The following is a 17822-nucleotide window of genomic DNA, read 5'->3' as shown; positions in this document are numbered from 1 at the left end:
CCAGGCCTGCGCTCGGGCGGTAGCGCCCGACGTTCGCAGTTTTGAACAGATCAGTCGCAGGTGCCGCCCGCGTAGTTGCCGGTCACCTCGATGGTGGGCGTGCCGGGTTCGATTTGATCGGCGATGGCCTGGGCCTGGCAAGTCGGAAGCGACTCATTGTCCCTGATCGAGAGCTCTTGCACCACGGTCTCAAGGGAGCCGAGCGCAGCGATGTTCGTGAGCATCGGGTTTTGCCTGTGTTGGGCGGTGCCTGGTCGCGCATCATGGGATCAGACATCCGCAGCTGCCTCTCGCCGGGCTGAGAGCCGCCCCCCCGTGTCAGAGAAGTTGTCGCCCGGTCTGATCCGCTTACGGAGGATCAGGTCACCGTTGTCGGGGAGCGGAGACAGGCTTTGAGGTGAGAGAGTACTCAGAATCCTTCAAAAGAAAAATCGTCCAGCGGCTTCTCGCTCCAGGAGGACCGACGGCGGTGGCGCTGTCCGCCGAGACGGGGGTGCATCAGACGACGCTCTCGCGCTGGCTTCGTGATGCTCGTAGCTTGGCGCCGATGTCCGACGACGCTCGCCGCTCCGCCGCTCCGCCCCCTGCCGTCGCTCGCCGCCCCGAGGACTGGACCCCGGAGCAGAAGCTGCGCGCGATGACGGAGGCGGCGGCGCTCTCCGAGCGGGAGCTCGGCGAGTATCTCCGCCGCGAGGGGCTGCACGAGGCGCAGCTCGCCGAGTGGCGCAAGGCCGCCCTGGAGGCGCTGGGCGGGCCGGCGAAGGCAGGTCACAGCCCGGCCCCGTCACGGCGCGTTCGGGAGCTGGAGAGGCAGCTGCGGCGCAAGGACAAGGCGTTGGCCGAGGCGGCGGCGCTGCTGGTACTGCAAAAAAAAGTCCAAGCAATTTGGGGGGACAGGGACGACGACACGGATCCGGAGACCGACAGGTGACGCTCGAGCTCATCGACGAGGCCGTGCAGGCCGGCGCCACGCTCGAGGCGGCCTGCAGCGCGCTCGGGCTCAGTGCGCGGACCGGGGCCCGCTGGCGAGGAGAGGCCGGCGGCGAGGACGGCCGAGCCGGACCGCGTCACGCCCCGGTGCACAAGCTGACCGACGTGGAACGCCGGCGCATCGTCGAGACGGCCAACTGCCCCGAGTTCCGCAACCTCTCGCCCAATCAGATCGTCCCGCGCCTGGCCGATCGTGGCGTCTACATCGCTTCGGAGTCGAGTTTCTACCGTGTCCTGCGCGAGCAGGAGCTGCTCGCGCACCGCAATCCGGCTCGACCGGCAAGCGCCCATCGTCCTCGCGAGTTCGTCGCCAAACGCCCCAATCAGGTGTGGTGCTGGGACATCACCTACCTGAAGAGCGCGGTGCGCGGAGCGTTCTACTTCCTGTACCTGGTGGTGGACGTCTACAGCCGCAAGATTGTCGGCTGGTCGGTCGAGGCCGAGGAGTCGATGCTGGCTGCCGCTCGCCTCGTCGAGCAGACCTGCGGCCGCGAAAACGTGGGCTCCGGTTGCCTGGTGCTGCACGCCGACAACGGCGGCCCGATGAAGGGCTCGACCATGCTCGCCACCCTCCAGCGCCTGGGCGTCGTGCCCTCTTTCAGCCGTCCTCGCGTCAGCGATGACAACCCCTACGCCGAGGCCCTGTTCCGCACGCTCAAGTGCCGGCCCGAGTACCCACGCCGCCCGTTCGCCACGGTCGAGCAGGCGCGCCAGTGGGTCGAGCATTTCGTCGCCTGGTACAACAGCGAGCACCTGCACAGCAGCATCCGCTTCGTCACGCCCGACGACCGCCACCGCGGTCGCGACGGCGCGTTGCTCGCCGCCCGCCACGCCCTCTACCAGCGGGCCCGCCGCAGGACGCCCCTGCGCTGGACCGGTCAGACTCGCAACTGGACACCGATCGGCCCCGTGACCCTCAACCCCCACACCCACGAGGCCAAAGCACTCATGAGGACCTGACCGATTCACTGGACAACTATCTTGACACCCACGGGGCCGCGCCTCTGACCCCTCGCTCCGATCGGTGTGCCTTGCCCCCTCGTCGACGGGACCGCGGGTGTCGCCGGGGGGGCGGGGTGGACCCTCCTACTCCTGAACGTCGCGGCCCCTGCTTGGGATCTACCGGGGGTCTGGGTGGCCCCATGACCCTGCGAAAAGAGAGACGTCGCCGGTCGCTGCGCGCCCGGCTCCGGGGGCCTCGACACGCTCCGCGGTCTCGGGCATGGTCGAGACCGATCACGTCGTCTCCCCCTGGTCCCATGACCCTGCGACGGGGTGGCCCCATGACCCTGCGACGTGGCATCCGTCGGTACGTGCCTTCGACGGGTGGCGAGCTCCTGGCGCGAGATCGACGACATCCGAGCTTTCCTCGAAATCTAATTTCTCGTCACAGCATCACCGGCGCTCGCTGGACTGGCGGTCGCAGTATCCCGCAAGCTCTAGCGGTGATTTGGACGAGCACTCGCGATCTCGCGCACAGCGCGATGCGTGACACGACTGCTGCGACCCGCAAGATTCAGGCGGAATGAATTAGCGCATAAACAAGGATGCACTTCCCTTGGCACCTCAATTGAAGAAAGAAGAGCATCAACTCGGCAACAACGTGCCGCTCGATGATATCGCGGTGTCCGCATCGCCAGAGGGGAATCATTCAAGATTCTTACTACGTCACGGATCCGGGAATCCGAGTCATTTCAAGCGCTTGCAGATCTGCGTGACGCAGTGGTGTTAGGCGCCTCCTGAGAGACCGCCTATCAATTCCGGCGTGGGTGGGAGAGGGAAGTCAGAAGAAGACCTCCTCGGTCGTGAAGAAGTCGAAGAGATTGGCCTGGTTGTTTAGGACCACGAAAGCGTCGTTCGCGCCGGACAGTAGCGCTTCCTGCACGTTCGTGCTCCCGTTTCCGGCGGCGTCGGTGGTGAGCGTGGCGTCGATCTCGGTGCACTCGGGGACGATTGCCGCCCCGTTCTGCGTCTGGATCAGCCGGATGTTGTAGGTGGCGTTGGCCGTTCCGCCCTGGAGCACCACGTTCGCGATCAGCTTGCTCGAGCCGGTCGGGTGGATGATCGCGAAGCCGAAAGGCGTGGGCAGCGACGGAGGTACGATGTCGCCGTTGCAGTCTCGATTGGTCCGGGTGAGTGTCACCTTCTGGTCACGCGCTTGTGCGCTCTGCGCGCCGATCCCCGTCACTGTGATGCACGCGGCCGCCGCTATCACCAACGCGGACACGAGATGGGCAGGCTTGCGCCCGAGAAACGTCTTCATCGCATTCTCCTTTCCTGCACGGCACTGTCGCCCGCCGTTCGACGGGCGTTTTCATAGCCCCGCTGAGATGGCCGGTCCTCCGGTGCGCACGCGATATCGCGGCTCCCTCACCGTGCTATGTGGGGGGGTATAGCCGCTGGGTCCTACCCGATCAAGCCAGGCGGGGAGCGATTCATGGGCATGGGGTTCAATCTGCGTGCGTGGCGTGTCCGCGACGGGTGAGCACCCGTCAGGGCGCACGCGCGACAGAAAAGGGCGCGACGGTCGCACGCGGCTGCGTTCGCCGCAGGCGGCGAGCGGCGCTCGTCCTCACGGCGAAAAGCTTCGCCACCAGCACGTTCTCCCCCATCCCACCAGCGTGGTGTAGACAATATTACACAGCCGAGTGAACTCGTTGGATCTGTTGGTTTTTGTAGGCGGATCAGTGGATCGTACTTTTGTACGTTATGTCAACTGCCGGTCGTTGGACCAAGCCGCTTCGCGGCAGCTCTTGTGCCTGCTGAGGTCGATCGCGAGGACGGCCGCGACCCTGACCGCGTGTCGGTGATCATCGCGTCCCGCGTCCGATCGGTGAAGATCGCGGCCCCATGATCGGCAGCGTTCACCGTTCACCGCCGGCACCCACGCCGATCTGGGCCGCGCTCGCCTCCGCGGCGTAGACGTTACGCCCGCCGAAAAGTCGAAGGCCCGAGGGCTGCCACCCTCGGGCCTTCTGGAGCTCCGCGTTGCCGGAGTCCCCCACCTTCATCACAAGCCGGGCTCCAGGTCCAGAAAGCGGCGTCATGGATCCCGTTGCCTTCGTCCGCCTACCGCTGCGCCCGCTGCCGCGTCCAGCTTCGCCTCTGCCGTCGCTGCGATCGCGGCCAGCGCCTCTGCCCCGACTGCCGCCCGCTCCGGCGTCGTGAGTCGCTCCGTCGCGCCGGCGTCGCCTACCAGAGCCGGCCTCGCGCTCGCCGCCTCCATGCCGCTCGCCAGGCCCGGTATCGGGACCGGCAGCGGGACAAGTTCTCCGCGCAGAAAGTGACGCATCACGGGGTGACACAAGCCGCGGCCGCGTCGATGTCCCAGCTCGCGCCGGAGATCACCCCCGGCCGAAAGGACAACGATGACGATTGGATCCGAGATGTCGGCCGCTGCTCGCTCTGCGGAGCGCGGCTTCCGCCCTGGGCCCTGCGCGAGCGGCGCGCTCGGTCAGCTGTTCACCGACGCGCTCCCCGCGTCCCACGAAGCCCTCCGCGGTGACGGGAGGCGGTGGTGATCGCGAAAGAGAAGGAGGCCGAGGTTCTGCGCCTCTATCATGGTGAGAAGTGGCCCGTGGGCACCATTGCCGCTCAGCTCGGGCTGCACCACACCACCGTTCAGCGCGTGCTCGGGCAATCGGGCGTCGACCCGAAGGTCGTCGCGCCGCGCCCGTCGATGGTCGACCCGTTCGTGCCCTTCATCGTCGAGCAGCTCGGCAAGTATCCCTCGCTGCGCTCCAGTCGCCTCTTCGGCATGCTCAAGGAGCGGGGCTATCCGGGCGGTCCCGATCATCTGCGTCGGGTGATCGGCCGTCTCCGCCCCAAGAAACCGGCAGAGGCATTTCAGCGGCTGCGCACGCTGCCCGGCGAGCAAGCGCAGGTCGACTGGGCGCACTTCGGCAAGCTGGCTGTCGGCCGGGCGCTGCGCCCGCTCTGGGCCTTCGTCATGGTGCTCAGCTACTCGCGGCGGCTCTTCCTGCGCTTCTTCCCGAGCGCGGCGATGCCCTTCTTCGTGCGCGGGCACGTCGAGGCGTTCGCCGACATCGACGGCGTCCCGCGCGTGCTGCTCTACGACAACCTCAAGAGCGCTGTCGTGGAGCGCCACGGCGACGCGATCCGGTTTCACCCCATGCTCCTGGCTCTGTCGGCGCATTACCGCTTCGAGCCGCGCCCTGTCGCCGTCGCCCGCGGCAACGAGAAGGGCCGCGTCGAGCGCGCTATCCGCTACGTCCGCGAGGCGTTCTTCGAGGCCCGGACCTACGCCGACCTCGACGACCTCAACCGACAAGCGACCGAGTGGACCAGTTCCGCAGCGCTCGATCGCTCCTGGGTCGAGGACCGCGCCCGCACCGTGCGCCAGGCCTTCGACGACGAGCGCAGCGTGCTGCTCTCGCTCCCCGACACGCCGTTTCCAGCCCACGAGCGCGTCGAGGTCGAGGTCGGAAAGACCCCCTACGCGCGCTTCGATCTCAACGACTACTCTGTTCCCCACGACCGGACCAGCCGCACGCTCGTCGTCCTCGCCGACCTCGAGCAAGTGCGCATCGCCGACGGCAACGAGATCGTCGCGACCCATGTCCGCTCGTGGGACCGCGGCCAGCAGATCGAGCAGCCCGTGCACATCCAGCGCCTGGTCGACGAGAAGCGCCGCGCCCGCGAGCATCGCGGCCTCGATCGCCTCGCCCGCGCCGCCCGCAGCAGCCAGGCATTCCTGCGCATCCTCGCCGAGCGTGGAGACAACGTCGGCAGCGCCATCGCCCGGCTTCTGCACCTGCTCGACGCCGTCGGCGCCGCCGAGCTCGAAGAGGCGCTCGTCGAGGTGCTCGAGCGCGACACCATCCACGTTGGCGCCGTGCGCCAGGTGATCGACCGCCGCCGCTCCGAGCGCCACCTGCCGCCTCCGATCTCGATCCCCGTCACGCGCGGCCAGCACGCCGCCCTCGTCGTCACGCCGCATTCGCTCGCCACCTACGACGCCCTGAAGAAGGACCCGACGCCATGACCGATCTAACGCCCACCGAGACGAAGGCCCGCCTGAAGGGCCTCGGCCTGTTTGGTCTGCTCGCGTGCTGGGAGGAGCTCGCCGACAAGCCCTGGCTTCGCGAGGTGCTCGCCATCGAGGAGCGCGAGCGCCACAAGCGCAGCCTTGAACGCCGCATCAAAAACTCCCGCGTAGCCGCCTTCAAGCCCATGGCCGACTTCGACTGGTCCTGGCCCAAGAAAATCGACCGCGAGGCCGTCGACGACCTCTTCGCTCCCGGCTTCATCACCGCCGGCCACAACGCCGTGCTCGTCGGCCCCAACGGCGTCGGCAAGACCATGATCTTGAAGAACGTCGCCCACCAGGCCGTCATCCGCGGTCACACGGTCCGCTTCTCGACCGCGAGCGACATGCTCGCCGACCTCGCCGCGCAGGAGTCCTCGGCCGCGCTCGCGCGCCGGCTGCACCGCTACACGGTTCCCGCCCTTCTTTGCATCGACGAAGTCGGCTATCTCTCCTACGACGGCCGCTACGCCGACCTGCTGTTCGAGGTCGTCACTCGTCACTCGTCGCTACGACGCGCAGAAGCCGATCCTGCTCAGCACGAACAAGGCCTTCTCCGACTGGGGCCAGGTCTTCCCGCACGCCGCCTGCGTCGTCACGCTCGTCGACCGGCTCGTGCACCGGGCCGAGGTGTTCGAGATCGAGGCCGAGAGCTACCGGCTCAAGGAAGCCAAGGAGCTGAGCGCCTCCCGCATCAAGCAGCGCCGCGCCAAGAAGCACTGAGCCGCCTCTTCACCGGTGAACTTCACCGACACCGGGCGCGGATTTCACCGGTGAACTTCACCGAACCCCCGCGGATTGCCGCGATCATCAACACCGCGACCGCGACCGCGATGAATACGTCGCCTTCGCGCCCCACGTAGGCCTCCACGAGACCCTGCGAGCCATGGACCTGGCGGCGGCTCTCGGGGCCGCGAGCGAGCGCGACGCTGACGAGATGCTGGAGCTCGGCATCAGGCTCAAGAAGATGCTGCGGGCCCCGCGCCGTTAAGCATTCCGGACACCGAGCCGCGGTTTCCTGCTGCGGCTCGGATCCTTGTCTTCGCTGCGATTGTGACGGCACTCATTGCTGCCGCAGCGCGGATTTTGCACAGGCCGGCGGCGCCCCGTCTCGATGTCCCCTGGCGGTCGCAGGGTCCTCGTGCCGCGTCGCCCGAGGACGAGCTTGCGGTGCCGAACCGGCGCGAGCCATCGGAGCCCCGCGATGCGGCTACCCAGGCCTGCGCTCGGGCGGCAGAGCCCGACGTTTGCAGGTTGAAACAGATCAGTCGCAGATGCCGCCCGCGTAGTTACCGGTCACCTCGACGGTGGGCGTGCCGGGCTCGATTTGAGCGGCGATGGCCTGGGCCTGGCAAGTCGGAAGCGATGATCGAGAGCTCTTGCACCACGGTCTCAAGGGAGCCGAGCGCAGCGATGTTCGTGAGTCTCGGGTTTTGCCTGATCAAGAGCGAGGGGACCGAGGTCAGATTGTCGAGCCCCGAAAGGGAGACGAGTCGATCGTTGTCAAGGATGTAGATGTAGCTGGTCGCGGCTTCGAGCATCTCGAGTCCGGTGAGGTCGCTCAGCCTCCGATTTCCGGTGACCCACAGCGCCCTGAGGACGTGATTGTTGGGGTTGAGACCGGTGAGGCTCTGGAGATTGGCGTTGTCGGCGACGGAGAGCTCCTCGTCGATCTTGGCGTTCTCGAGGCCCTCGAGGTTCGTTACGCCCGTTGCATGGATCGCAACGAGGTCTGTGCCGGGCTGAGAGCCGCCGCTCGCCGCAGCAGCAGCAGCGGTCGTGGTCGCGCCCGACCTCTCCGCCATGGCGCCGCCAGGTCCCGCCGGCTTTTGTCTCGCTGAATTCCCCGCGGAGCACGAGCGGCCCGCGTTTCGCTCGCAGCCGCCGGGATGCTCACCCAAGCGGAGTCTCGGCGACGTGGTCGTGCCATCCAGAATACCCTAGTAATTTTAGCGGGTAAGCGTGTCCCGTTGGGCTCAGCGGTTACCGCTCTACTGTACGCGCCTCCGGAGTGAGCACGCGGGCAGCGGACGCTTGATGCCCTCGGGTGTCGGCGGAGCCGACGTTGCCAGCGCCAGCGTGAGCGAGGTCGCAGCCCAGATTGAAGGTCGGACCGGGAGCGGGCCGGGAGCGGGAGCGGGCGCTCCAGCACCCTCGACGCGAGGTTATTCCCAGTTCTTGCGCTGGGGATTCTCCCAAGGCGCCTTGCACAACACGCAATCATCGCCGAAGAAATGGTCCCGCGCGCCCATGTCGTTGTAGATCCAGTAGCGCATCCATGCGACGATCGCGGGCCGCTCTTCGCCGCCGCCGTCGCTCTCGATGTATGCATGAGGCGCGCCCGTCAGCGTTGCCAGGAATGTGGGCACTTCGGACATGTCGTAGGTGTCCTGCTGGAGGGGCATGCCGACGGTATCCCGGGTGCCAGTCGTCTGCAGCATGGTGCCGTGGAGGTCGGCCGAGGCCCTGTGGCCGTGGATCGAGACGACAGTGGCCACCGCCTCGTGACCGCCGAGTTGCACGGCCGAGGTGCCGCCGACCGAGAAGCCCATCGAGACCGCGTGATCGACGTAGAGCTTGCCCTGGTATTTGCCTGGCGCGTCGTTCTGCTCCAGGATCCAATTGAGACCATCCTCCATCTTCATGAGATTGCCTGCGTCGCCGGGGCCGCCACTGAGGACGGGGCACCCGACGACCACGAAACCGTGAGAAGCAAAGTTCGTCAGCATGGTCGTGTGCACCGCCACCTGCTGGCCGATGCCGGGGCCGAAAACGATCGGAGCGTGCAAGAAGCCGTCCACACCCAAGGGTTCGGGCCTAAACACCGTATAGGCTCCGTTCGGCCCCACGTTCCGCTCCACGGTCGTCGCGAACGGACCCTCGGCAGAGTAATCCGTGATGGGCGGGAGCGCCGAACCACCGGCTCCGCCGGCTCCAGCGCCGCCGTCACCTGCTCCGCCCGCGCCTGCTCCGCCCGCGCCTGCTCCGCCCGCGCCCGCGCCTGCTCCGCCCATTCCACCGGCGCTGGTGTCGGCACCGCTACTGGCCGCGCCACCCGACCCAGCGGTTCCGCCGGTCGACGCCCCGCTGGTGGTGGCTGACACGCTCGAACTGCCCGCACCGGCAGCTTGTGCCGCGCCGCCGTTGTCTTCGCCGCACGCCAGCAGCGCGACGCTCGAGAGCAAGCAGAAGACATTGAAGCGCCTGACGGCTTTCTTTTTGTTGTACATGAGGCCTCTCTGGTTACGTCACGCCAGCGCCGAGCGCCTGCTTCAGGCCGACGATGACGAAGTTGGCAGACAGGTGGTTGCCAGGCGTTCCGCCTTGGAACCGTTGCAACGCTCCCCTGCATGCTGCTCATCTGGAGCGAGAGCCGACCGTCAGGGTTAACGCGCATGAATGAAGAAGGGCTCGATGCGCATGACGGCCTATCCAGGGTTAAGCGGAAGACTATCCAGAAAGCCAATGTGAGCGCTCACATTGCCGGCGTCAATCAAAAACCGCCGCGCGGCGATCCTCGATGATCCGATGGGTGCGCAGCGGCGGCCGGCCTCGTGAGATGCAGCGGCGCTCCGGGCCGTACGGCGGACGTGGCTTCGGTGGGTAGGGGGTCCAAACGCCTTTGCGAAGGCAAGTGCCCACTCGCTCCAACGTTCGGTTGACATCATCGCACAACCACGACGCGGTCGTGCCATCCAGAAAACCCTAGTAATTTTAGCAGGTAAGCGTGTCCCGTTGGGCTCAGCGGTTACCGCTCTACTGTACGTGTACGCGCCTCCGGAGTGAGCTCGTCCAAACGGGGCGGCGGCGTGCCACGCGCCCACACGTTCGCCTCGTCCCGGCGTCTGCTCGGGTGACCGTCGGGGGTCTCGTGGCGGCTCGCTACTCTGCGGCGCCGCCCATCCAGGAGGCCGGGTCGTCCGGGTCGCGGGTCCGGGATCGCGGCGAGGTCGGATCGGCGGGCAGGCCGAGGTGTTCCAGGATCTTCCTGGCGGTCGCCTTCTCGGTGATGGCGGCGAGCAGGCGCAGGCGGCCGGCGCAGTGCGCGCAACGGAGGGCGTCGAGCCCGAACGTTCGACGGATGAGCTTGGTCCAGTCGATGCGCGGCGAGGTCGCGAGCAACAGGCCGCCGAGCAGCCTGTCGAGGTGGCGGACGGAGATGCCGAAGTCCGTGATCGCGACGCCGCCGGCAGCAGCGGCCACCGCGCAGCAAGCCGCGGGCATCACGGCGGGCCCGGCAGGTGCTGCTGCGAGCGGCGGTGAGGAGAACGTTTGCGGGCTGAAGGGTGCGGCGGCGCCCCCCGGCGCGGAGATCGCGCGCGGCCGGCCTTCGCGGGCGGCGGCGAGCAGGGACATGCGCTGGGGTGAGTGGACGCGCGGCGGACGCGTTTTGAAAGAATCGACGCGGCCCGGTCACGGCAGCTCGAGGCCGAGGTCCAGGAACGCCGATACCGGCGACCCCTGGAAGGTATCGTGCCGTGCCCCTGCCGCGTCAACGCACGCCTCGGCCCCAGGCATCCGCACCCACGCGAGCGATGTGGTGCGCGGTCCCGCGTCGACCGGACGATCGAAGGTGCCCAGCGCGGCCCCGACGAGGAGCGCGAGCGCCGCGGATCTCAGGTCAGGATCTCGACATACCCGTCCGTTCCATGCACACGGATGCGTTGCCCATCCCGGATCCGCCTTGTCGCGTTGTCCACGCCGACGACCGCCGGCAAGCCGTATTCCCGGGCGATCACCGCGCCATGGGTCATCAGGCCCCCCACCTCGGTCACAAGGCCCTTGATGGACACGAACAAGGGCGTCCAGCTGGGATCGGTGAAGGTGGTGACCAGGATGTCCCCCGCCTCCAGCTCCGCGTCGGCCATGTCCAGGAGGACGCGGGCTCGTCCCTCGACGACGCCGGAAGAGACCGCCAGGCCGACGAGGGCTCCGGCGGGGAGATCGGCTCGTCTGTGCGCGCCTGCCACGATTTCCCCGTCGGACGTGATGACGAGCGGCGGCGACAGCTTCTTGTGGAGCTCGTGCTCCGCTCTCCGCTGGCGGACGATCTGGTCGTCCAGCCGATGGGTGCGCACGACCTCGCGGAGCTCGTCGAACGTGAGGTAGTAGATGTCTTCGGCGTCGTGGATCACGCCGGCCTGCACGAGCCGCTCGGCTTCTTGCAGCAAGGCCTGCTTGTAAATGAAGTAGCGATTGACGAGGCCGTACTTCGGATACTCGCGATAGCCGATGAAGCTCCGGAGCCGGTCGATCATCCGCTGGGCCTCGCTGGCCTTCTGCTCCCCGTCCGGCAGCTGCCTCAACCGGTCGAGCAGCGCTCGCGCCCGCTGCGAGGCCTCCTGCCGCCCCTGCTCGAACCTCCGCTCTCCGGCGCGAGGCTCGAAATTCTTGATGTTGCTCAGGATCAAGGGGACCAGGGTCGCTGGCTTCTCGCTCCAGCGGGCCCTCGTGATGTCGATCTCCCCCGCACATCGCATACCGTATTTGTCGAGGTAAGCCCGGATGGCGTCCCGGGCTTCCTTGCCACCGTCGAGCGCGACAAGCTCATCCAGGAAGCCATCGTGCTTCACGCTCTGCAAATGAGCGACCACGTCCGGATAAGGACGGATCACGTCGGCGACGTCCAGCAGCTCCAGGCCCATCTCCGACGTGATGTTGTTCGACACGGACTGGGAGAGCGTATCCGCGACGCTCTTCTCGCCGAGCCACGCCATCATCTTCTCGTTGATCCACGAGGAAGCGTTCATGCCCGCCATGATCACGCCCATGCTCCGCGGACCGAACATGGACTTGCTCAGTCCCTGGATGTCCTCCTGGATGAAGTCGAGCAACGCCGTTCCGGTCCTGGTCCGGATGTCGCGCTTCAGCTCCGCGAGCGAGGCCTGGGTGCGCTCGATCAGCTCCGCGACGATCGCCGGGTCGTCCTCGACCTGCGCGTCGAAGCGCCCGGGCGCCTGCTTGCCCTGGCCGGGGCGCGGGGCCGTCGGATCGTCGGGCAACGGCTCGATGAAGTCTCCCCGCTCGATGATCGTCGAGAGGGCGTCCTTGAAGAGCGGATGGGAGCGCCCAAGGAGTTCCAGGAGGGCGTCCCGGCTGGCCGGTGAGGCCAGCTGCTTCGTGGGATCGACGAACAACCTGCCGCCCGCCGCGAGCATGCGGCCGCCAGAGGTCAGCTGGAACAACGACAGCCCAAGGGGCTTCATCGCGTCGGTCATCATCTGTTGATGGCCGACGGAGATGTAGACGTGGTTGCCTCGATCACCGGCTTCGGGGATGGGGTACAGGGTCGTGATCGGCCGGCTCTGGACGACGTGGAGCTCCTCCCCGACCAGGCACCATTCGATGTCCTGGGGGTGGCCGAAGTGCCCTTCGATCTGCCGGCCCAGGCGCTCGAGCCGCAGGATCTGCGCGTCGGTCAGCACCTGCTCGTCCTGCCGCTCGGGCTCGATCGCCCGCTCTTCGGTGCCGCCCTCCTCCAGGGCACGCGTGGCCAGCGTCTTCCTGGCGATCGCCTTCTCGATGACCTGGCCGTTCCGCACCTTGTAGCGATCGGCGCTCGCCAGGCCGGCGACAAGGGCCTCCCCCAGGCCGAAGCCAGCCTCGATCGACGACACCTTCCGGTTCGACGTGACGGGATCGGCCGTGAAGACGATCCCGGCGGCCTGCGGGAAGACCATCTTCTGCACCACCACCGCCATGTGGACCTTGCGGTGATCGAAGCCGTGCTGGATCCGGTAGGTCACCGCCCGCTCGGTGAAGAGCGATGCCCAGCACCGGCGGACGTGCTGCAGGATCGCCTGCGTCCCGAGGACGTTCAGGTACGTATCCTGCTGGCCCGCGAAGGAAGCCCCCGGCAGATCCTCCGCCGTCGCGCTGGACCGTACGGCGTAGGCGTCGCCCGCGCCAAGCCTGCAAAGAACCTGGGTGAGCGCTCCTTGTACGTCCTCGGGGATGGCCGTCCCTTCGATGATCCGGCGCAGCTCGGCGCTGAGCTCCCGGATCCCGTCCCGGTCCTCCACCGCGAGCAACGACAACCGATCGAGCAACCCGCGGATCGACGGCGCTTCTCCCATGATCCGCTGGAAGGCCTCGGTCGTGACGCAGAAGCCAGCGGGCACGCGGATCCCCTCGATCCTGGAGAGCTCCCCCAGGTTCGCGCCCTTCCCCCCGACCACGTTGGCCTTCGTTCGATCGACCTCCTGGAGAGCAAGCACATAGGTCCGCATCCGTTCACCTCCATCAGGGCGTCGGCAGCTCGTTCGCGTCGACGGAACGTCACGCCCCCCGTCGAAGCGCGCCACTATAACGCGAACCAGGAGGGGCTCTACCGAGCGAAACCCGAGCATGGCGACCTCGTCAGGTCGGCGGGAGGCATCCATGCTTCCGGTGGCTCGACGCGCGCAGTAGCATCGCCCCGGAGGCGAGCCCCGCAGATGCGCTGCACCCTCTGTCACCGCAGGATCGGTGTCGTCACGGGTTGCCCGCTGCACGGCGGCACGGCCGCGAGCGCCGCGAAGGAAGAGGCCGGGGCGGTGGAGGTCGCGCCCCGGGTCCCAGGGTTCGATGGGCTCCGCCTCCTCGACGAGGGCGGCTTCGCCCGCGTGTTCGCGGCCTCGCGGCGCGAGGACGGCCTCGCGGTGGCGCTCAAGATCGCGCGCCACCGAGGCGATCGGCGGTTCTCGCGCGAGGCGGCGGCGCTTCGCCGGATCGGTCCGCCCGCGGCGCCGCGGCTGCTCGGCGAGGGCGCGATGGAAGGACGCTTTCCTTACCTCGTCCTCGAGCTCCTCGACGGCGAGACGCTGGCGCGATGGATGGAGGCGCTCCCCGGGGCGGGCGCCGCGGCGCCGGCGGAAGCCATGCGGCTCGTCGACGCGATGGGCGCCGCGGTCGACAGGGTGCACGCGGCCGGCGTCGTGCATCGGGATCTGAAGCCGGAGAACGTGATGCTGCGGCGGATGGGGGGCCCGGCGCCGGAGGTCGCCCTCCTCGATCTCGGGCTCGCGCGGCCGGGGGAGGGGAGCGGCGTCGCGGAGGAGGGGGGCGAGGTCACGCACACGGGGCTCCGGCTCGGCAGCGCGCTGTACATGGCCCCGGAGCAGTGCCTCGACGCGCGCGACGTCGACGGCCGCGCGGACCTGTATGCGCTCGGGGTCGTCGCCTTCGAGCTGCTCACCGGGCGGCCACCCTTCGTGGGAGAGCCCTCGGCCGTCGTCCGCGCGCACGTCTCCCGGCGCCCTCCGCGGCCGTCGGAGATCGCGCCGGTCCCCCGCGGCGCGGACGAGGTCCTGCTGCGCGCCCTGGCCAAGGCGCGGGAGGAGCGATTCGGATCAGCGCGCGCCTTCTCCGAGGCGCTGCGGGCGGCGCTCCAAGGCGATGAACCAGCCCACGATGTCACTGAATCACATCAATTACGCGATAGGCCATCCAGGGTGACTGGCGAACCAGCCAAGGCGGCCGGCGAACCGTCTCAGCGGGCCGGCCAGGTGCCCCCGTTGGCCGGCCGGCCGACCCTGGACGCCGCGCCGGGTAGGCCCGGCCCGCCCCGGCGAAGCCTCGTGGCGCTCCTCGCGGTCCGCGGCGGCGCGCCGGTGGACCAGGTCGCCGGCATCGCGGCCTCGCTCGGCGGGCGGCTCGCCAGGGTGCAGGACGGGCTCTACGTCATCGCCTTTCCCGGCGCGTCCCGCCAGGGCGCTCGCGCGGCCCTCCAGGCGGCCCGGCGGCTCGTGCGCGCGCCGGGCCACGCCACCTCGGCGGCCGTGCACGTCGCCGAGCTCCAGGTGCGCGAGGGCGCCGCCGGGATGGCCTTCGCAGGGCCCGCGCTCGCGCAGCCCGCGAGCTTCTGGCGCCCCGGCGCGCCCGAGCCGGTCGCGATCACCCCGGAGGCGGCTGCTTTCCTCGAGGAGCCGACCGGACCGGCCGCGCTCATCGAGGAGCCGAGCGGACCGGCAGGCGATGACGGCGCGAGCGCAGGCGCCGCCCCGGCGGCGACCCCGTCGTCCGAGCTGCCGCTCCGCGGGCGAGACGAGCTGCTCGGCGAGATCGTCGCGCAGGTGCGCGCCGCGTGGCGCGACAGCACGCCGCTCCTGCTCACGCTGCTCGGCGAGGTGGGTTACGGCAAGACGCGCCTCTGGGAGGCGGTCGCCGCGGCGCTCTCGGCCGAGCCCGGCGCGCGGGTGATCGCGCTCGCGGCGAGGCCGCCCGACGTCGCAGAGCCGGCCGGGCTCGTCCGCGCGCTGCTCCGCGCCGCCCTGGCCCTTGGCGACGGAGCGCGCGCCGACGCGATCCACGCGGCGTGCGTCGCCCGGCTCGGCCCCGAGCTCGGCCTCGCGTCGTGGCCGGCGGTCGCGTTCGCGCTCGATGCCCTGCCGGAGACCGAGCCCGCGGTCGCCGCGGTGCTCGCCGCGCCCGGCGCGCTCCGCCAGACGCTGGCCCGGGCCGCCGGAGAGGCGCTCCGGCGCGCGTGCGCGCTGGAGGGACGCCCGCTCGCGCTGGTCGTCGACGACGCGCAGTGGGGCGATCAGGCCGGCCTCGACGCGATCGAGAGCGCGACCCTCTCGGGGGCCCGCGCGCCGCTCGCCATCCTCGTGGCGGCGCACCCCACGCTGGCCGCGGTGCGCCCGCTCCACGGCGAGCGGGCGGCGCGCTCCGCCCAGCGGGCGCTCCCGCCGCTCGACCCGGGCGCCGCGCGCGCGGCGCTCCTCGATCGGCTGCGCCCGGTCGAGTTCGTGCCCGAGCCGGTCGTCGCGGGCCTGCTCGAGGCGGCGCAGGGGGTCCCGCTCTTCCTTGTCGAGCTCGCGGCCGCGCTCTGGCAGGCGGGCGCCATCCGGAAGGTCCGCGGCGGGCCAGGGTGGTACCTCGCCGCCGACGAGAGCGCGCGGGGCGAGGCGGCACAGGTCATGGACCGGCTCGCGCGCCGCGCCCTCGCCGGCCTGCCGCCGCCGCTCGCCGAGCTCGCGCAGGTGTGCGCCGTGGCGGGCGACGAGCTCGCGATCGACGACCTCGGCAGCCTGCTCGACGAGGCGGCGCGCGCGCAGGCCGTCAGCGCGTGCCGGGACCTGGATCCCGGCGTCGGCCTGTCGCGCCTCGTGCGCCGGGGCCTGCTGCGCGTCGTGGACGCCGCCGGCGCGGGCCGCGTCGCGTTCGCGCACCCGCTCCTTCGCGCGGCGATCGAGGCGGAGGCGCCGCCGGCGCTGCTGCGGCGGCTGCACGGGATCGAGCTCCGCCGCCTGCTCGCGGCGCCCGCGGAGCGGGGCGCCCACCTCGGGCGGATCGCGCGCCACGCGGCCGCGGCGGGCGCGCACGCCGAGGCGGCCGCGGCCTGCTTCGAGCTCGCGGAGGAGGCGCGGCGGCGGCACCTCTACGTCGATGCGGAGCGGCACTACTCCGCGGCGCTTGAGGCGCTGGCGGCGGCTGCGCCCGCGGCGGCGGCCCCCGCGACGGGCATCGCGGTGAGCCGCCGCGCCGTGCTGGCGGGCCGCGGCAAGGTCCGCTACCGGATCCAGCGCTTCGACGACGCCGCCGCCGACCTCCGGGCTGCGCGGGCGATCGCCGAGGCGGAGGGGGATCTCCCGGCCGTCGCGGACCTGCTCCTCGAGGAGGCCACGGTCCTCGACTGGTGCGACGACTACGCGGGCTCGCAGGCGCTCGTCGACCGGGCGGCGCCGCTCGTGGAGCGGCTCGGGGACGCCGCGCAGCGGGCGCGCTGCGAGGTCGCGGTGGGGCGCGCGCACTTCCGTTGCCAGCGGCTCGAGGACGCCATCGCGCGCCTCGGGCCCGCGGCCCGGGACGCCGGCGCGCTGGGGGATCACGAGGGCCACGTCATCGCCCTGCTCCTGCTCGCCCCCGCGCTTGTCTACGCCGGCCGCCTCGACGAGGCGGAGGCGCGGTTCCACGAGGTCGTCTCGCGCTGCGAGCGCGTGGGCGACCGGCTGCACCTCGGCATCGCCCTCATGAACCGCGTGACGCTCGGCCTGGCGCGCGAGGATCCGGAGGGCGCGCAGAGCGACCTGCGGACCGCCGTCGCCCTGGCCCGCGAGGTCGGCAACGCCTACCTGGAGCGCGGTCCGGCCCACAACCTGGCCGAGATGCTCTACTGGAGCGGCGAGCTCTCCGAGGCGCTGCCGCTCGCGGTCCGCGCCTTCGAGCTCCAGCGGCGGTTCTTCCAGGCGACCCCGGTGTCCGACTACGCGCTGCTCGTGGCGCGGATCCACGCCGCCCGCGGCGAGCTCGCGGAGGCCGCGCGCCACCTCGGCTGGGCGCGGGCGCAGTGCGATCTCGGCGCGGCGCCGCCGGTCACGCGGGTGCTGCTCCGGCTCTGCGCGCAGCTGACGCAGGGCGGGGGAGCGGAGGGCGAGGCGTGGGAGGCGCTCGTCGCCGAGGCGCGGAGCGCGGCGCTGAACAGCGAGCTCATCGAGATCCTCTGCTTCGCGGCGGCCGACGCGCTCCAGCGAGGCAGGCGCGAGGAGGCCCGCCGGTGGCTCGCCGAGGCGGCGCAGATCCCCTGGGGCAAGCGCTTCTGGAAGGGCCGCCTCGCCCACCTCTCGGCGCAGGTCGACGCCGCGCCGCCCTGAGCGCCGCGCCGTGGGCCGGGCGCCCTGAGGTCTCCGGAGCGACAGCGCCCCTCCCGCTGTCGCCGCCGAGGTGACAGCGCGCCGCGGCGGGGCCCGGGATGGCGCGCGATCGCGGCCGGATGAGGCTGGCGCGACGCGTGCAACTCACCGCCAGCAGCCAAGCACCGACGGCCAACTGCCGACCGCCAACTCCGGGACGCGTGCACCGCCCC

Annotated in this window: 11 protein-coding genes and 2 pseudogenes; 5 read left to right on the top strand and 8 right to left on the bottom strand. The window is 70.1% G+C overall.

The window, feature by feature from the left end; translation table 11 throughout:
- Positions 1-50 precede the first annotated feature (50 nt).
- Positions 51-224 (bottom strand): hypothetical protein, encoded by a 174-nt coding sequence (locus tag WMF39_RS22955; protein WP_437747592.1) that lies wholly within the window; start codon positions 222-224, stop codon positions 51-53.
- Between the two features lie 173 nt (positions 225-397).
- On the opposite strand from WMF39_RS22955, the gene WMF39_RS22950 reads away from it, so the two are divergent.
- A protein-coding gene (locus tag WMF39_RS22950; protein ID WP_437747591.1) for an IS3 family transposase occupies positions 398-1950 on the top strand; the annotation gives its coding sequence in 2 pieces (ribosomal slippage) (positions 398-866 and positions 866-1950; 1554 coding nt in all).
- A gap of 823 nt (positions 1951-2773) precedes the next feature.
- Here WMF39_RS22950 and WMF39_RS22945 read toward each other — a convergent pair.
- Complete coding sequence (locus WMF39_RS22945) at positions 2774-3253, bottom strand: hypothetical protein (RefSeq protein WP_437747590.1); 480 nt, start codon at positions 3251-3253, stop codon at positions 2774-2776.
- Positions 3254-3854: 601 nt separating this feature from the next.
- Positions 3855-4001, bottom strand: a complete 147-nt coding sequence (locus tag WMF39_RS22940) for a hypothetical protein (protein WP_437747589.1) — start codon at positions 3999-4001, stop codon at positions 3855-3857.
- A gap of 506 nt (positions 4002-4507) precedes the next feature.
- On the opposite strand from WMF39_RS22940, the gene istA reads away from it, so the two are divergent.
- A complete protein-coding gene (gene istA, locus WMF39_RS22935) occupies positions 4508-5995 on the top strand; it encodes an IS21 family transposase (protein WP_437747588.1) in 1488 nt (495 codons plus the stop codon).
- Positions 5992-6760 (top strand): annotated as a pseudogene (locus WMF39_RS22930) (ATP-binding protein). Before istA ends, WMF39_RS22930 begins: the two are co-directional and overlap by 4 nt.
- Before the next feature lie 22 nt (positions 6761-6782).
- On the opposite strand, the gene WMF39_RS22925 reads toward WMF39_RS22930, so the two are convergent.
- The 5 genes from WMF39_RS22925 to rph form a co-directional block, all read right to left on the bottom strand.
- Positions 6783-6908: a hypothetical protein gene (locus tag WMF39_RS22925; RefSeq protein ID WP_437747587.1), complete on the bottom strand. Its 126-nt coding sequence runs from the start codon at positions 6906-6908 to the stop codon at positions 6783-6785.
- A gap of 418 nt (positions 6909-7326) precedes the next feature.
- On the bottom strand, positions 7327-7842 hold the full coding sequence (locus tag WMF39_RS22920) for a hypothetical protein (RefSeq protein WP_437747586.1): 516 nt from the start codon (positions 7840-7842) through the stop codon (positions 7327-7329).
- 360 nt (positions 7843-8202) lie between these two features.
- Entirely contained in the window at positions 8203-9267 is a 1065-nt protein-coding gene (locus WMF39_RS22915; protein WP_437747585.1) for an alpha/beta hydrolase, read from the bottom strand.
- A gap of 652 nt (positions 9268-9919) precedes the next feature.
- Complete coding sequence (locus tag WMF39_RS22910; protein ID WP_437747584.1) at positions 9920-10261, bottom strand: hypothetical protein; 342 nt, start codon at positions 10259-10261, stop codon at positions 9920-9922.
- A 392-nt stretch (positions 10262-10653) separates the two neighbouring features.
- Positions 10654-13266: a rifamycin-inactivating phosphotransferase gene (gene rph, locus WMF39_RS22905; protein WP_437748013.1), complete on the bottom strand. Its 2613-nt coding sequence runs from the start codon at positions 13264-13266 to the stop codon at positions 10654-10656.
- A 207-nt stretch (positions 13267-13473) separates the two neighbouring features.
- Between rph and WMF39_RS22900 the strand changes: the two are divergent.
- Both WMF39_RS22900 and WMF39_RS22895 read left to right on the top strand, forming a co-directional pair.
- Positions 13474-14304: pseudogene (locus WMF39_RS22900) on the top strand (serine/threonine-protein kinase); the annotation flags it as partial.
- A gap of 291 nt (positions 14305-14595) precedes the next feature.
- Positions 14596-17610, top strand: a complete 3015-nt coding sequence (locus WMF39_RS22895) for an AAA family ATPase (protein WP_437748012.1) — start codon at positions 14596-14598, stop codon at positions 17608-17610.
- The last annotated feature ends 212 nt before the right edge of the window (positions 17611-17822 follow it).

The sequence above is a fragment of the Sorangium sp. So ce1504 genome, from assembly GCF_051521635.1.
Taxonomy (GTDB): Bacteria; Myxococcota_A; Polyangia; order Polyangiales; family Polyangiaceae; genus Sorangium; species Sorangium cellulosum_B.
Note: the sequence above shows the minus strand (reverse complement) of the source record. Positions and strands in the feature narration are given on the sequence as shown.

What these genes read in the sequence shown, in the direction of transcription:
- WMF39_RS22955 (WP_437747592.1), bottom strand. Translation starts at nt 224, where the DNA reads ATGCTCACGAACATCGCTGCGCTCGGCTCCCTTGAGACCGTGGTGCAA.
- WMF39_RS22945 (WP_437747590.1), bottom strand. Translation starts at nt 3,253, where the DNA reads ATGAAGACGTTTCTCGGGCGCAAGCCTGCCCATCTCGTGTCCGCGTTG.
- WMF39_RS22940 (WP_437747589.1), bottom strand. Translation starts at nt 4,001, where the DNA reads ATGAAGGTGGGGGACTCCGGCAACGCGGAGCTCCAGAAGGCCCGAGGG.
- WMF39_RS22920 (WP_437747586.1), bottom strand. Translation starts at nt 7,842, where the DNA reads ATGGCGGAGAGGTCGGGCGCGACCACGACCGCTGCTGCTGCTGCGGCG.
- WMF39_RS22915 (WP_437747585.1), bottom strand. Translation starts at nt 9,267, where the DNA reads ATGTACAACAAAAAGAAAGCCGTCAGGCGCTTCAATGTCTTCTGCTTG.
- WMF39_RS22910 (WP_437747584.1), bottom strand. Translation starts at nt 10,261, where the DNA reads ATGCCCGCGGCTTGCTGCGCGGTGGCCGCTGCTGCCGGCGGCGTCGCG.
- rph (WP_437748013.1), bottom strand. Translation starts at nt 13,266, where the DNA reads ATGCGGACCTATGTGCTTGCTCTCCAGGAGGTCGATCGAACGAAGGCC.